Source organism: Nocardia yamanashiensis NBRC 100130 (assembly GCF_001613325.1).
Lineage (GTDB): Bacteria > Actinomycetota > Actinomycetes > Mycobacteriales > Mycobacteriaceae > Nocardia > Nocardia yamanashiensis.
In genome coordinates this window covers 25,611-40,335 of sequence record NZ_BDCD01000035.1, presented here as the reverse complement: position 1 = coordinate 40,335, position 14,725 = coordinate 25,611, and the positions used below count along the sequence as shown (strand labels likewise).

The 14,725-nt window shown below is 68.6% G+C and carries 13 protein-coding genes; 6 read left to right on the top strand and 7 right to left on the bottom strand.

Going from position 1 to position 14,725, the window contains the following annotated elements:
- Positions 1 to 309 precede the first annotated feature (309 nt).
- Together NY1_RS34085 and NY1_RS34080 are read left to right on the top strand one after the other, a co-directional pair.
- Positions 310 to 2,727 carry an AAA family ATPase gene (locus tag NY1_RS34085; RefSeq protein WP_067721302.1) on the top strand — a complete coding sequence of 806 codons (2,418 nt, stop codon included), beginning with the start codon at positions 310 to 312 and terminating at the stop codon, positions 2,725 to 2,727.
- 178 nt (positions 2,728 to 2,905) lie between these two features.
- Complete coding sequence (locus NY1_RS34080) at positions 2,906 to 4,264, top strand: hypothetical protein (protein ID WP_067721277.1); 1,359 nt, start codon at positions 2,906 to 2,908, stop codon at positions 4,262 to 4,264.
- 4 nt (positions 4,265 to 4,268) lie between these two features.
- On the opposite strand, the gene NY1_RS34075 is transcribed toward NY1_RS34080, so the two are convergent.
- The 5 genes from NY1_RS34075 to napA all read right to left on the bottom strand — a co-directional run bounded on the left by NY1_RS34075 (position 4,269) and on the right by napA (position 8,768).
- A complete protein-coding gene (locus tag NY1_RS34075; RefSeq protein WP_084535876.1) occupies positions 4,269 to 5,621 on the bottom strand; it encodes a phosphatase PAP2 family protein in 1,353 nt (450 codons plus the stop codon).
- Positions 5,622 to 5,795: 174 nt separating this feature from the next.
- Positions 5,796 to 6,944 carry a glutamate--cysteine ligase gene (locus NY1_RS34070; protein ID WP_067721275.1) on the bottom strand — a complete coding sequence of 383 codons (1,149 nt, stop codon included), beginning with the start codon at positions 6,942 to 6,944 and terminating at the stop codon, positions 5,796 to 5,798.
- A gap of 14 nt (positions 6,945 to 6,958) precedes the next feature.
- The gene (gene sodC, locus NY1_RS34065) at positions 6,959 to 7,657 is read right to left on the bottom strand and encodes a superoxide dismutase[Cu-Zn] (RefSeq protein ID WP_067721274.1); all 699 of its coding nucleotides are present in this window, start codon (positions 7,655 to 7,657) and stop codon (positions 6,959 to 6,961) included.
- A 125-nt stretch (positions 7,658 to 7,782) separates the two neighbouring features.
- On the bottom strand, positions 7,783 to 8,364 hold the full coding sequence (locus NY1_RS34060; protein ID WP_067721273.1) for a LytR C-terminal domain-containing protein: 582 nt from the start codon (positions 8,362 to 8,364) through the stop codon (positions 7,783 to 7,785).
- A 17-nt stretch (positions 8,365 to 8,381) separates the two neighbouring features.
- A complete protein-coding gene (gene napA, locus NY1_RS34055; protein WP_067721272.1) occupies positions 8,382 to 8,768 on the bottom strand; it encodes a nucleoid-associated protein NapA in 387 nt (128 codons plus the stop codon).
- A 228-nt stretch (positions 8,769 to 8,996) separates the two neighbouring features.
- Here napA and NY1_RS34050 point away from each other — a divergent pair, with 228 nt between their 5' ends.
- The 4 genes from NY1_RS34050 (at position 8,997) to NY1_RS34035 (ending at position 11,995) form a co-directional block, all read left to right on the top strand.
- Entirely contained in the window at positions 8,997 to 9,605 is a 609-nt protein-coding gene (locus NY1_RS34050) for a peptide deformylase (protein ID WP_067721271.1), read from the top strand.
- A complete protein-coding gene (locus NY1_RS34045) occupies positions 9,595 to 10,554 on the top strand; it encodes an N-acetylglutamate synthase, CG3035 family (RefSeq protein ID WP_067721270.1) in 960 nt (319 codons plus the stop codon). Before NY1_RS34050 ends, NY1_RS34045 begins: the two co-directional genes overlap by 11 nt.
- 33 nt (positions 10,555 to 10,587) lie before the next feature.
- Entirely contained in the window at positions 10,588 to 11,406 is an 819-nt protein-coding gene (locus NY1_RS34040; protein WP_067721269.1) for an exodeoxyribonuclease III, read from the top strand.
- A 112-nt stretch (positions 11,407 to 11,518) separates the two neighbouring features.
- The gene (locus NY1_RS34035) at positions 11,519 to 11,995 is read left to right on the top strand and encodes a hypothetical protein (RefSeq protein ID WP_067721268.1); all 477 of its coding nucleotides are present in this window, start codon (positions 11,519 to 11,521) and stop codon (positions 11,993 to 11,995) included.
- Between the two features lie 10 nt (positions 11,996 to 12,005).
- Here NY1_RS34035 and NY1_RS34030 read toward each other — a convergent pair whose 3' ends face one another.
- Together NY1_RS34030 and NY1_RS34025 are read right to left on the bottom strand one after the other, a co-directional pair.
- On the bottom strand, positions 12,006 to 12,644 hold the full coding sequence (locus NY1_RS34030) for a hypothetical protein (RefSeq protein ID WP_067721267.1): 639 nt from the start codon (positions 12,642 to 12,644) through the stop codon (positions 12,006 to 12,008).
- A 197-nt stretch (positions 12,645 to 12,841) separates the two neighbouring features.
- Complete coding sequence (locus tag NY1_RS34025) at positions 12,842 to 14,668, bottom strand: acyl-CoA dehydrogenase (RefSeq protein ID WP_067721266.1); 1,827 nt, start codon at positions 14,666 to 14,668, stop codon at positions 12,842 to 12,844.
- Positions 14,669 to 14,725: the final 57 nt, after the last annotated feature.

Here is a 14,725-nt window from a genome sequence, read left to right as displayed (position 1 = left end):
CGCTATGTGCGACGCGGGCGAGAATGCATTCGGGGTAGGTGAGATCCCGGCCGAAAGCATGCCGGGATGACGAGGGCGGACGCGCCGCCGCCACGGTCGCGTGACGGCACGACGCGGAGGCTGATTACGGACGTGGCGGCGTTGCCGAAACCGTGCTGTGGGGAGGGCCCGCTCGGGCCGGACAGGCAGGTCGACCGCGGCGGTCGGTCGGCGGCGGGCCTGTCCGGAATGGGGGCTGGAGGGGGCGGATTCGGGGCGGGTTGGGGCGAGGTCGGACGGTGGGTGGGGTGGGCGCGGCAGAATGGGCTGGTGCCGGAACTCGCGCTGACCGCTCGCCTGAACACCTCGGCCGCTGATGCCCGTCGAGGGCTGGTGCGGCTGCATCCGGAGGCGCTGACGGCACTGGGGTTGCGGGAGTGGGACGGGATCACATTGATCGGGGGGCGGCGAACGGCCGCGGTGGTGGCGAAAGCACCGGCCGGGACGCCGGCGGGGGTGGCGTTGCTGGATGACGTGACCCTGTCGAATGCGGGGGTGAAGGAAGACGGGTCGGTGGTGGTGTCGCCGGCGACTGTCTATGGGGCCCGGCGGATTTCGGTGACGGGGTCGGCGATGGCCACCGGCACGATCCCGGAGGCCACATTGCGGCAGGCGCTGCTCGGCAAGGTGGTGACGGTCGGGGACACGGTGTCGCTGCTGCCCCGCGATCTGGGTCCGGGGACCAGCACTTCGGCTGCGACGCAGGCGCTTTCGCGGACTTTCGGCATTGCCTGGACATCGGAACTGCTGACGGTGACCTCGACCGATCCGACGCCCGGGCCGGTGAGCGTGCAGCCGAACAGCGCGGTGTCGTGGGGGCCGGGCGTCGCGGGGACCGATCGGCCGCAGTCGATCTTCGGCACCAGCGGCGCGCCGAGCGCCGGGGTGACGCGGGCGGACCGTCCGGGCGCTTCGATCGGCGAGCCGGGCCGGGGCGGGGCGGCAACGGGCGGAGACCGTGCTTCGAGCCTCGATTCGGGTTCCGGCGGAACAGGATCCGATGGCAACGTGCCGGGTGGCACGAACACCGGCACGGAGTTTCCCGGCTCCGGCCGCATTCCCGGAGTTGCCGGTGACGGCGGAGCCCGGAACACCGGGGTGCTGTCCCCCACTCCGATGTCGGCCGTCGCGGTGGCGGACCTGGCGGGCGTGCAGGCCCAGGCCGCCAAGCTGACCGAATGGCTGAACCTGGCGCTGAACGAGCCGGAGCTGCTGAAAGCGCTCGGGGCTCCATCGCACCTGGGTGTGCTGATCACCGGCCCGGCCGGGGTCGGGAAGGCCACGCTGGCGCGGGCGGTCGCGGGATCGCGGCGGGTGGTCGAGCTGGACGGGCCGACGGTGGGCGCGACCGAGGGCGGCACCCGGCTGCGTGAGGTGAACATGGCCGTCTCGGATATCTGTTCCGGAGCGGGCGGAATCCTGCTGATCAACGATATCGACGCCTTGCTGCCCGCTGCGGCCGAGCCGGTGGCGACGCTGATCCTGGATCAATTGCGCGCGGCGGTGGCGGCTCCGGCCGTGGCCGTGCTGGCCACGACCTCGAACCCGGCGGCCGTGGATTCGCGGCTGCGCGCGCCGGACCTGTGCGATCGCGAGGTCTCGCTGCCGCTGCCGAATGCCGGGGTGCGGGCCGCGCTGCTGGAGCAGTTGGTGCGGCGGGCCCCAGCGGAGGGCCTGAAGCTGGACGAGATCGCCGCGCGCACACCCGGTTTCGTGGTGTCGGATCTGGCGGCGCTGGTGCGCGAGGCGGCCTTGCGGGCGGCGTCGCGGGCCAGCCGCGAGCATGCCGAGCCGATGCTGCGGCAGGAGGATCTGGTCGGCGCGCTGGAGGTGATCCGCCCGCTGTCGCGATCCGGGTCGGAGGAATTGGCCATCGGCTCACTGACTCTCGACGATGTCGGCGATATGGCCGAGACCAAACAGGCGCTGACCGAAGCGGTGCTGTGGCCGCTGCGGCATCCGGACTCGTTCGCGCGATTGGGCATCGAGCCGCCGCGCGGCGTCCTGCTCTACGGCCCACCCGGCTGCGGCAAAACCTTCCTGGTGCGCGCGCTGGCCGGTACCGGTCAACTCAGCGTGCACGCCGTCAAGGGCGCCGAACTCATGGACAAATGGGTCGGCTCCTCCGAGCGCGCGGTCCGCGAATTGTTCCAGCGCGCCCGCGATTCCGCCCCCTCCCTCGTCTTCCTCGACGAAATCGACGCCCTGGCTCCCCGCCGCGGCCAGAGCACCGACTCCGGCGTCACCGACCGCGTCGTGGCCGCCCTCCTCACCGAACTAGACGGCGTGGAACCGCTGCGCGACGTGGTGGTCGTCGGCGCCACCAACCGCCCCGATCTCATCGACCCCGCCCTCACCCGCCCCGGCCGCCTCGAACGCCTGGTCTTCGTCCCCCCGCCGGATGCCGCCGCCCGCGCCGAAATCCTCCGCACCGCCGCCAAATCCGTGCCCCTGGCCCGAGGCGTCAACCTCAAGAAGCTGGCCGCCGAACTGGACGGCTACTCCGCCGCCGACTGCGCCGCCCTCCTCCGCGAAGCCGCCCTGACCGCCATGCGCCGCAATGTGGACGCCGCCACGGTCACCGCCGCCGATATGACCGCCGCCCGCTCCGCCGTCCGCCCCTCCCTCGACCCCGAACAGGTCGAATCGCTCCGCAAATTCGCCGCCCAGCGCTCCGCCGCCGGCTGAGCCCGCACCCACCGGCCATGGCGGCCGTATCCATCCGGTCGGCGCCGGCCAGGTTCGGCGCGGGCCATGCGGATTCCGGCCACGATGACGGCGGGGTGCGGAGCGGGGTTAGCCAGCAAACATTGCAGTTCAGCGAGTCGGACCGGTCAGTACGGTTGGCGGCGGTAGTTTCACCCAGGTGAGGTCGTATCAGGTCGCGCTCGAGACCATCACGGCGTTGCTGGCGACTACTGTTGCCGGGCTGTCGCTGGCTATGCCGATCGATTTCGGGTGGACGTCGGAAACGTCCGCGCTGCAATTGGATCTGCTGGCGTACTCGCTGCCGCGGGCCATCGGGGCCGGGGTGCTGACGGCCATGATCGTCGCGGTGCTGATCACCACCCTGGGCAGCACCGTGGCGGCCTGGGGGACGACGCTGGCCGGGCTGGCGGCATTGACGATCAATCATCTGGTCGGGCACACCGCGCAGCCGATGGCCGGGCTGTCCACCATGAACTTCATCGATTCGCTGGCGGGCGGCGTGGTGCTGGGCGCACTGGGCGCGGCGGTGCTGCATCACAAGCTGCCCGCGTACGGATGGACGCTCGGCGTGCTGATCAGCGTCCTGCTGGGGTCGGTGAACCCGCTGCCGCACGTGGGCGGGCTGCTGAACCAGGACTTCCCGGTGGACGACGTACTGCTGGACATGCCGCCGCTGTGGATGATCGAGGTGGCGCTGGTCCTGGTCGCCATCGGCACCTTGATGAACCGCAAGCGCAAACCGGCCGAGCGCCCGTCCATCGAACTGCCGCTGACCCCGATCCTGGCGGGTGTGGTGCTGATCCTGGTGACCGTGGCGAGCGCGGAATGGCTGGCGCGGCACGGGGACTCACTGGCCGGTATCGGCCTGGCGGTGGGCTCGTCGGTGGCGACCGGCGTGATCGCGGCCATGCTGCTGCCGGGCCGGGACGGCGAACTCGTGCTGATCGCGGTGGCGCTGAGCGCGGTCGGTTCCTCGGCGCTGGCCGCCGAACTGCCGGCCTGGTCGATTCCGGTGGCGGTCGCGGTGACGGTGCTCGGCCTCTGGTACGGCTCGCGGCACGGCGCACCCATGCTCTGCCTGATGCTGCTGCTGGCGCTGGCCCTCTTCACCGCCGTCACCTCGAGTTCCGAGGCCGCCTTCGTGGTGATCGGCAGCACGGCGGTGCTGGTGTGGCTGGCCGGGTACGGAATGACTTCGGCGCGGCCGCATTACGTGCCGAACCGGGTGCTGGGCACCATGGTGATCTTCATTCCGTCGGCGGTGCTGGGCCTGCGCGACTATGTGGCGCGCGGGCATTACGCCATGCAGGACTCCAGCCAGGCGGTGGTGTGCACGGTGGCTCCGCAGGACGAGTCAGCGCCGGCCTGGACGGCGGTGCTGATCACCGTCGGGTGCATCGTCGGGTTGTGGGCGCTGCGCCGGAACCGCCCGGCCACGCCGGTCGCGGCCGCTTCCTCATCGCCGGATGCGCCGGTGGACTCCGAATCCGCCTCGGGCGCAAGCAAGGACGCGTGAGGGGTCAGGCGCGAGCGCCGACCTCGGCCGGAGCTTCGGCGGGCACCGGCCCGAACCAGGTCCGGTAGAAGGCGTACGCGTAGGCCACGAATGCGCCGACCAGCAGAATGCCCGCCGGGCCGGGATATTCGGCGAACTGCACCGACAGGTACCGGTAGGACAGCAGCATGGCCGCGAACAATGCCGCGCCGCCCGCCACCAGCTGGATGCGCGCCGCGTCCCACCCGCGCTCGGGCATCCGCAGCGCCGATTCGATGGCCAGGCACAGCACCGCGCCCGCGATCAGATCAGCCCCGTAGTGGTACCCGAACCCGAGCGTCGCGGAAATGGTGGCGATCAGCCAGAACGTGCCGCCCCATCGCAGCCAGCGCGGCGCGGCCAGCCCCGTCACCACGTCCCGCCGTGAATGCAGGAATAGCGACAGCGCCCACGCGGTGTGCAGCGAGGGCATGCAATTGCGCGGCGCGACCTTGTCGAACGGAATGGCCCCGGGCGTCAGATCCAGCGGCGGCACCAGATTCGGCCAGTAGTCGCCCAGCGCGAACGAATGCCCTTCGCTGCCGTAGGCGAAGATCGGCCCCACCACCGGGAAGATGACGTACACGATCGGCCCGATCAGCCCGATGGTCAGGAAGGTCCGCACCAGGTAGTGGCTCGGCCACCCGCCCCCGGAGGCGACCCGCCGCAACTGCCACACCGCCACGATCATCGCGCCCAGCGGCAGTTCGATGTACACCCAGTGCAGTACGAAAGTGACCACGGGCCCGAGGAATTCGAGCAGCTGCCCCATCATCCAGGACGGGTCGGCGAGCGCGTGATCGACCAGCACCACATGCTCGTCGAGCACCTGCGGCCCCGCCAGCACGGTGATGTACAGCCACACGTCCGCGACCTTGTTGGCGAACACCAGCAGAATGCCGAGCGCCGCGGCGTGCAGCGCGTTGCTGCGCTCCACCCCTTGCCATCGCACCAGCGCCAGCACCACGATGCCGGTGAGGACCATGACCGGCCCATTGCCGAGCGCGAGCGGTCCACCGCTGAGCGTCCGCACGATCTGATAGGCGATGTCGATGCCGAGCGCGATCCCGACGGCGTAGAACCGCCGCTTCCAGGTGAGCCCGATGAGCGCCAGTCCGAGCCCGGCCCACGGCACGGTCACCGACTTGGGGGTCCCGGCGAAATCGGCCGCCAGGCTTTCCAGCGGACCGAGGAATCCATTGCGGGAGGCCACGATCTGCAGCGCGATGAACAATGCGGGCACGCCGGTCAGGAGGCCGGCGATCAGGACGCGCTTCGACGGCACCAGACTCCGGCGTTCCTCGCCGACTGATTGGGAACGCGGACCGTCGAGCAACATCCAGCCATAGTAAACGTCACATGAACGCGACCCGCCCGGGTAGTTGAACACGGCCTCCGGACCGAGATGAACAGCCCCCGGTCGCGGCGGGGTCCGCGCTGGCCAGCGGGTACGACGTACGCCGGACGGGTAGGCAATCTCACATCGGAAATCGGACGCCGTGCGATCGGGCGGCTACTGGTCGAGCTCCTTGACGAGCGAGTCCACCACGGCCACCAGATCGCCCTGGGTGGCGGCGGCGACCCGCCGTTGCCGCTGATAGGAGGCACCGCGCTTGGGGATCTCGGCGACCAGCGCGAGTTCGTTCTCGCAGCCCAGGCTCTTGGCGACCGGTTCCAGCCGGTTCAGCAGATCGTCGAGGTCGTCGGTGACCAGCCGCTCGTTGCTGTCGGCATCGGTGATGATGATGGCGTCCAGCCCGTACCGGGCCGCGCGCCACTTGTTCTCCTGAACATGCCAGGGCGGCAACGGAGTCGGCAGCGTCTCCCCCGCCTCCACCCGCCGGTCCAGATCGACGATCAGGCTGTGAATGAGCGCGACCAGCGCGGATAGTTCTGTGCGCGTGGGTGTTCCGTCGCAGATGCGCACCTCGATGGTGCCCCACTTGGGCGCCGGGCGAATATCCCAGTGCATGCCGCCGAGTTGTTCGAACACACCGGTTTTCGTCTGGTCGTGCACGAATCCCTCGAATTGCGTCCAGTTTTCGAACTGGAAGGGCAATCCGGCGGTGGGCAGCTGCTGGAACATCAAGGCGCGGTTGCTGGCATAGCCGGTGTCCACGCCCGCCCACATCGGCGAGGAGGCGGACAGCGCCAGCAGATGCGGGTAGGTGGTGAGCAGGCTGTTGAGGATCGGGAAGACCTTCTCCGGATGCGAGACCCCGACGTGCACGTGCACGCCCCAGATCAGCATCTGCCGCCCCCACCACTGGGTGCGCTCGATGAGTTCGTCGTAATGCGGACTGCGCGTGAGCTGTTGGCTCGACCACTGCGCGAACGGATGGGTGCCCGCGCAGAACAGATCGACGCCGAGCGGATCCGCCGCGCGCCGCACCGTGTCCATGGTGCTGTGCAGTTCGTCGACGACCTCGCCGACGGTGTCGTGCACGCCGGAGACGATCTCGACGGTGTTCTTCAGCAGTTCCTTGGTGAGCAGCGGTGCGCCCTGGGCGGACCGCAGCTCACTACAGGCGTCGAAAACCGCTGCGGCCGTATTGGAAAGGTCGCGGGTCTGCTTGTCGACCAGCGCCACTTCCCATTCCACGCCGAGCGTGGGCCGAGGCGATGAGTTGAAGGGGACCTTCTTGATGCCTGCCCCGGCCATGGCTCACCTTGTGGTTAGGAGACGACGCCGCAGGCGACCCGGCTGCCAGCGTCACCGGTCGCCTGGGTGTCGGCGTCCGGGCCGGTGGCTCCGCCGGGCTGCGTGTAGCGGCTGGGAATATTGCCGAAGTTGTCCGCGCTCGCGTGGATGATCAGGGCCTTGCCCTTGATGTCGTCCAGCTTGACGGCGTCGGTGGTGGTGACCAGCTTGGCCGAGCCGTCGGAGCGCACCTCGAGCGAGGTGAGATCGCCGCTGGCGGGCTTGGCGTTCTGGTCGCCCACCTGGAAGTGGCCACCGGCGGACAGGAAGTCGCCGGCCGGGCCACCGGAGGGCGCGGTGGAGTTCGCTTCGCACTTACCGACCTGGTGGAAGTGCAGACCGTGGAAGCCGGGCTTGAGGCCGTGGGCTTCGACGGTGAGCTCGAGGTGATTGCCCACCTGGGCGATGGTGGCGGTGCCGACGCTGGCTCCGGCGGGATCCTTCAGCGTGACGCTGGAGGAGTTTTCCGCGGGGGCCGAGCTGCCGCCGTGTTCGGAGCCGTGGCCGCCGCTGGTGCCCGCGGGGGCCGGGGAGCTGGTGAACACTGCCGGGTTCGTCCCTTTGACGTCACTCGATTCCTGGCTGTTGGAGCAGGCCGTCAGGCCGAGCACCGCGACCGCGAGCACCGGGGTCACTGTCCACCAGGACGGGCGACGAGTCATGGACGAAGCCATCGAGGAACTCCTTTACGAGTACCGAGTTTAACGGGTAAAGCTGCCTGGACAGATTGCTAGTCGGTCAAGATGATGCCAGAGGCGTCAGCATGACTCGTGCAGGGGCTGGCCGTTGGTTCGGCTGGTCAGTTGCTGGTGACGATGACGATGACACCGGCGGGTGAGTCGGCGATTCCGTCGAAGCGCGGTTCCGCGCCGGCACCGAGTTCATTGGCGATGGCGATGGCCAGCGCCTTCTCCTTGGCTGAGTTGTTGCTGTAGTACACAGTGGTTTTCGGGATGTTCCCGGAGCCGTAATTACCGGTCTCGGTCACGTTGTACCCACCGGCGACCAGTTGATCCCTGGTCTTGCCGGCCAGCCCCGCGACGTAGCTGTTGTTGTAAACCCGTACGGGCAGCGACTTGTCGACCGCGCCCGCGGCCGGGGTGGTCGGCGCGAGGGTGGTGCTGGGCGGGGTGGTGGTCGCGGCGGCCGAACTGGCGGGCGCGACGGGCGCCGTCGTAACCGGCGGCGCGACAATGACACTGGCCGTCGGGCTGGCGACGGTGGTCGTGGTGCTGCTCGCCTCGGCTTCGGTGCTGCCGGAGGAGTCCGAACTCGACAGGGACATCGCGCCGATTCCCGCGAACACGATGGCGAGGGCGATGAGAACCATCGCGAGTGCCCGCAGCGGCGGACCGCCGGACGGCGAAGTCGGGTTGCTCACGGCGTCGAGCCTAGTACTCACACCTGGAATCCGAGACGCCGTGCGGCGCGGGTCTTCTGGCGGCTGGCGCGCAACCGGCGCAGCCGCTTCACCAGCATCGGGTCGGCGGCGAGGGCTTCGGGCTTGTCGACGACGGCATTGAGCACCTGGTAGTAGCGGGTGGCCGAGAGGTCGAAAAGCTCGCGGATGGCTTCTTCTTTGGCGCCGGCGTACTTCCACCATTTGCGCTCGAAGTCGAGAATGTCGAGTTCACGACGGGAAAGGCCGTGTGCGCCATCGAGCTCGGCGGCCTGATCGTGGCCGGCGGCGGCGATATCGTCGGTGATCGACGCGGAGAGTTCCTGGCTCGCGGAAGCGCCGCCGTCCCCGCTTGCGGAAATGTTCCGTGCCGCTGCGCTGTCCATAGTGCTCCCTCGCCGAGTTGGAACCAGACGATTGTGGTGCTTGCGTCCGCCGCTCATTCAACCACGCGGCGCGGACTTGCCGATGCGTACCGCTCGGCGTGTTTCTGCGAATCCGCCCGGCGTGTCGAGGCCCGCGGCCGTCCGTCCGGTGTGCGCCGCTAGTCTGCCCGACGGCACCGACAGCATCCTGCGGGCCGTCCCCGACCATCACCCGTTAGGCTCTTGACCATGGCTATCCTCCCGATTCGCATTGTCGGCGACCCGGTTCTGCACCGTCCGACCACTCCGGTCACGCAGACTCCCGAGGAACTGGCGACGCTGATCGCGGACATGTTCGACACCATGGACGCCGCCAACGGCGTGGGCCTGGCGGGCAATCAGGTGATCATCAAGGACGTGGACGAGCTCGCGCCGCGCATCTTCGTCTACGACTGTCCCGACGAACAGCCGGACGGCAGCATGGTGCGCCGCCGCGGCTGCGTGGTGAATCCGAAGCTGGAGACCTCCGCGATCCCGGAGGGCATGCCCGATCCGGACGACGACGAAGAGGGCTGTCTATCGGTCCCCGGCGAGCAATTCCCCACCGGCCGTGCCGATTGGGCGCGGGTCACCGGCACCGACGAAAAGGGTGAGCCGGTCGAGATCGAGGGCAACGGCTTCTTCGCGCGCATGCTGCAGCACGAGACCGGGCACCTGGACGGGTTCCTCTACGTGGACGTACTGGTCGGGCGCAATGCCCGCGGCGCCAAGAAGGCCATCAAGCGCAATGGCTGGGGCAAGCCGGGTTTGAGCTGGGTGCCGGGCACCGTCCCGGATCCGTTCGGGCATGACGACTGAGCCTCGCGAGCCGCAGCTGGGGAAACGGGTGGTGGTGCGCTACCGCCTGCCCGAGGGCTATCCGCAGCCGCTGACGGATGTGATCGGCGAACTCATCGCCTTGGACCCGCTCACCGTGCGCACCGGTGACGGACAGGTGGTCTCCGTCGCCCGGGACCGGGTGGTGGCGTGGAAGACGCTGGGCCCCAGGCCGATTCGCACCAGCGAGATCCGCTCGCTGGAGGCGGCGGCGGCCGACGGCTGGCCCGGGCTGCAACGCGCCTGGATCGACGGCTGGCTGCTGCGCGCCGGCGCCGGCTACACCGGGCGCGCCAATTCGGCGGTGCCGCTGGGCGGTTCGGACGGCCCGGCGGATATGACCCTCGATACGCTGCACCGGATCGGCGAGTGGTACACCGCGCACGGGCTGCCGGTGCGGCTGCTGCTGCCGGATCGGCTGGTGCCGGTGCCGCCAGGCTGGCAGACCTGGCACGAGACCCGGGTGCTGGCGGTGGACATCGGCAATCTGGTACTGCCGCAAGGCCCTTCGATGGTGCGGGTGTCGCCCGCCCCGGACGGCGCCTGGCTGTCCATGCACCGGCATCGCGGCGGTGATTCCGCGGCGGGCGGCGCGCCCCTGGTGGAGGTGCTGACCGCGGTCCGGGACGGCGAACTCGGTTTCGCCGCGCTGGGCGTGCCGTCGCCGCTGGCCATCGGCCGGGGTGCGGTGACCACGGCCCCGGACGGGCGGCGCTGGGTAGGCTTGACGTGTGTGACGGTGGCCGCCGAGCATCGCCGCCACGGGCTGGGTTCGCTGGTGTGCGCGGAATTGATCCGCTGGGGGCAGGCGCGCGGCGCGACCCACGCCTACGTGCAGGTGCTGGCGGACAACGACGCGGCGCTGGATCTGTACCGGGAGATGGGTTTCCTGGAACATCACACCTACCGCTACGCCGCCCCCGAGAACTAGATTTCGAACCCCTTATCGCTGAAAGGTTTTCCTGTGCGGCTCGCGACCTGGAACGTGAATTCGATTCGCACCCGCGTGGATCGGGTGATCTCCTGGCTGGACCGGTCGGATGTCGACGTGCTCGCCATGCAGGAGACCAAGTGCAAGGACGAGCAGTTCCCCTTCGAGGCCTTCGAAGCGGCCGGCTACGAGGTCGCCCATGTCGGCCACAGCCAGTGGAACGGCGTGGCCATCGCCTCGCGCGTCGGCATGGAAGACGTCGAACTGGCCTTCCCGCACCAGCCCGGCTTCGACAAGAACGCCGGTGAGTCCCTGATCAGCACCCCGGTCGTGGAGGCCCGCGCCCTGGGCGCGACCTGCGGCGGCGTCCGCGTCTGGAGCCTCTACGTCCCCAACGGCCGCGCCCTCGACGACCCGCATTACACCTACAAGCTGGAATGGCTTGCCGCCCTGCGCAAGAACGGCGCGGAATGGCTGGACCGCGACCCGCACGCCCAGATCGCCCTGGTCGGCGACTGGAACATCGCCCCCACCGACGTGGACGTCTGGTCCCCCGAATTCTTCGCCGGCAAAACCCATGTCTCCGACCAGGAACGCGACGCCTTCGAAGCCATGACCGAGGCCGGTTTCTCCGACGTCATGCGCCCCTTCCACCCCGGCCCCGGCGTCTACACCTACTGGGACTACACCCAGCTGCGCTTCCCACGCAAGGAAGGCATGCGCATCGACTTCATCCTGGGCTCCCCCGCCCTGGCGGCCCGCGTCACCGACTCGAACGTGGACCGCGAGGAGCGAAAGGGCAAGGGCGCCAGCGATCACGCTCCCGTCTGGGCCGACCTCGCCGACAGCTAGCCATCGGCGCAGCGGGGGCGCTCCCCCGGTCCTGGTGCCCGAGGAACTGGGGGCGCGCGGTATTTCTGAAACACATTAACTTCACTTCCATTCGAAATGGAAGGAAGTACGGATGCGAATCAACTCGGCATTCGGGCGGATCGCCTGGGGCGCACAGGGATTGGCAGCCACCGCCGCGCTCGCAACCCTCGCCGCCCCGCCCGCCTCGGCGGCGGTGTGGGAATTGTGGGTCGGCGACAAGGGCAGCACGCCCGAGCTCAGGGTCGGCACCGCTTACCAGCTGAGCGGCCACACCAGCGCCGATATCACCACCACTTGGGTGAGCTACTACGACAACGACAAGTGCGTCGGGAGCGCGTCGGTCCAGGCCACCGGCGATCCGGACCAGCAGCCGACATCCCACGTGACCTGGGTGCCGACCAGCGCGGGCACCCATACCCTGCGGATGAAGTACCAGGGCGACACCCTGACGCTCACCGTGCAGGTGCTGCCCGCCCTGCCCGGCGGCCCGAACGTCACCCAGCCCGATCAGCGCGGCTGCGGCGCCGTCGGCAGCTTCGACCTCGGCAGCCTGAGTTCGGGTTCGTGAGTGAAACCGGCTAGACCGGGCGGGTTTTGATGGCGTCGCGGGATATGTAGACGTCGTAGGTGCCCGGGGTGGCGATGACGGCATTGCCGTAGGCGGAGCGGACGAACGGCTTGGTGTACCAGGTCTCGTTCTTCATGTCCTGGAAGAAGTCCCCGTCGCCGCCGTTGAGGAAGATGTGGTTCTGCTTGGTGGCGACGCCGTCCAGGCGCTGGCCGTAGATGCGGGTGACCTTGTAGCCGGAGTGGAAGCCCATGGCGTTCACCCACGGCTCGAGTTCCACGATATTGGCCTGTAGCACCCACATGTCGCCTTCGACCTGGTACTTCAGGTGCTGTTCGTCATGCTCTTTGTCGCCGTAGAGGGTCAGGTCGACGTCCATCAGATGTTCTTGTCCCGCAACGGGAGTCGCCACGATGTGGGCGGCTTTGATCTCCCCGGTGAGGCCCAGGAAGGTTTGCAGCAGGGTCGTGATCCACAGGATCACGACGGCGACGAGCACCAGCCCGACCGCACCCGCGCCGCGTCCGGCGAGCACCCGCCAGCCGACCTTGCGCGCTTTGAACACCGCTGTCACCAAGAGCGCCAACGCGACGATGCCGAGCACCGCGAGCAGCACCTGGATCCAGCCGAAGGAAATCGGGAAGACCATGCCGTAGTTGTACCCGCTACGGCGGACACAACTCGGCAGGCCAGAAATGAAACTTGCGTGTCATGTCGGCGCGTCGGAAGACACGCGAATGCGACACGCCATAACGGATTCGGGTGGGCCCGCACCTCGTGCGCGCCCACCCCAAAACACCGGCCCCGCACCGAAGGTGCGGGGCCGGGAGATCGAAGCGAGGTTCGTCAGAACGCCGCTTCGTCCAGCTTCATGATGTCGTTGTCGAGGCTCTCGACCACAGTGCGGACGCCCGCGATGAGCGGCAGCTTGTTCTTGGCGAACCAGGAAGCCACCGCCACCTTGCCGGTGTAGAAGTTGACGTCCTTGGCGTCGGCGCCGGCGTCCAGCGCCGCCTGCGCGATGACGGCGTGCTCGAGCAACCGCCACGCGATGATGAGATCGCCGGTGGCGTACAGGAATCGGACCGAACCCAGGCCGACCTTGTAGAGCTCGTCGGCGTTCTGCTGCGATGCCATCAGGTATCCGGTCAGCGCCGCCGCCATGGCCTGCACGTCGGCCAGCGCCGCGCCGAGCAGCCCGCGCTCGACCTTGAACCGGTCCGGCCCGGAGTCCACGAACTTCTGCACCAGACCCGCGACGTGCGCCAGCGCCACGCCCTTGTCGCGAATGATCTTGCGGAAGAAGAAGTCCTGCGCCTGGATGGCGGTGGTGCCCTCGTACAGCGAGTCGATCTTGCAGTCGCGGATGTACTGCTCGATCGGGTAGTCCTGCAGATAACCCGAGCCGCCCAGGGTCTGCAGCGATTCGGTCAGGCTCTCGTACGCGCGATCCGAACCGCAGCCCTTGACGATCGGCAGCAGCAGGTCGTTGACCTTCTCCGCCAGCTCGGCGTCGACACCGTAGTTGGCCGCGGCCACATCGGCGTTCTGGTAGGAGGCGCAGTACATGTACAGCGCGCGCAGACCCTCGGCGTAACCCTTCTGGGTGGCCAGCGAGCGCCGCACATCCGGGTGGTGGGTGATGGTCACGCGCGGCGCGGCCTTGTCGGTCATCTGGGTCAGGTCCGCGCCCTGCACACGCTGCTTGGCGTACTCCAGGGCGTTCAGGTACCCGGTGGACAGCGCGCCGGTGGCCTTGGTGCCCACCATCATCCGCGCGTTCTCGATGACCTTGAACATCTGCGCGATGCCATTGTGCTTGTCGCCGACCAGGTATCCGACAGCGGGGATGTCGCCGCCGAAGGTGATCTCACAGGTGGGCGAGGACCTGATGCCCATCTTGTGCTCGACGCCGGTGACCAGCGCGCCGTTCTTGTCGCCGATCGCCATGGTCTCGGGATCGAAGTGGAAGCGCGGCACGATGAACAGCGACAGCCCCTTGGTACCCGGTCCCGCGCCCTCGGGGCGGGCCAGCACCAGGTGGAAGATGTTGTCAGCGGTGTCGCCGACGTCGCCGCCGGAGATGAAGCGCTTCACGCCCTCGATGTGCCAGGTGCCGTCGGCCTGCTGGATCGCCTTGGTGCGCCCCATGCCGACATCGGAACCGGCGTCCGGCTCGGTCAGCACCATGGTGCCGCCCCAGCGGTTCTCCCAGGCGTAGGCCGCCCACTTCTTCTGCTGCTCGGTGCCCTCGTCGAAGATGACCTTGTGCATGAGCGGGCCCATATTGAAGAAGCTCGCCGAGTTGTTGGCCGCCACGATCATTTCCTGGATGCCCCAGATGAGCGCGTTCGGCGCGGGCACGCCGCCCATGTCCTCGGACATGCCGAGCCCCGAGTAGCCGGCCTCGTTGACGGCCGCGACCGTCTTCTTCAGGCCTTCGGGGACCGTGATGGTGTGCTGGTCCGGAATGAACTCGACCGGGTGGCGGTCGGCCTCGACGAAGGACTCCGCGATCGGGCCCTCCGCCAGACGCTTTGCCTCGGTGAGCATGTCGCGGGCGGTCTCGCTGTCCAGGTCGCCGTAGGCGTCCGTATCCAGCAGCTCGCCGATTCCCAAAACTTCGAACAAGTTGAACTCGATGTCACGCAGGTTCGCTTTGTAGTGGGACACGGGAATGGGCCTCCTCGACGAAAGTCTTGATGATCAAGCGAAGGCTGCCGTAACGTG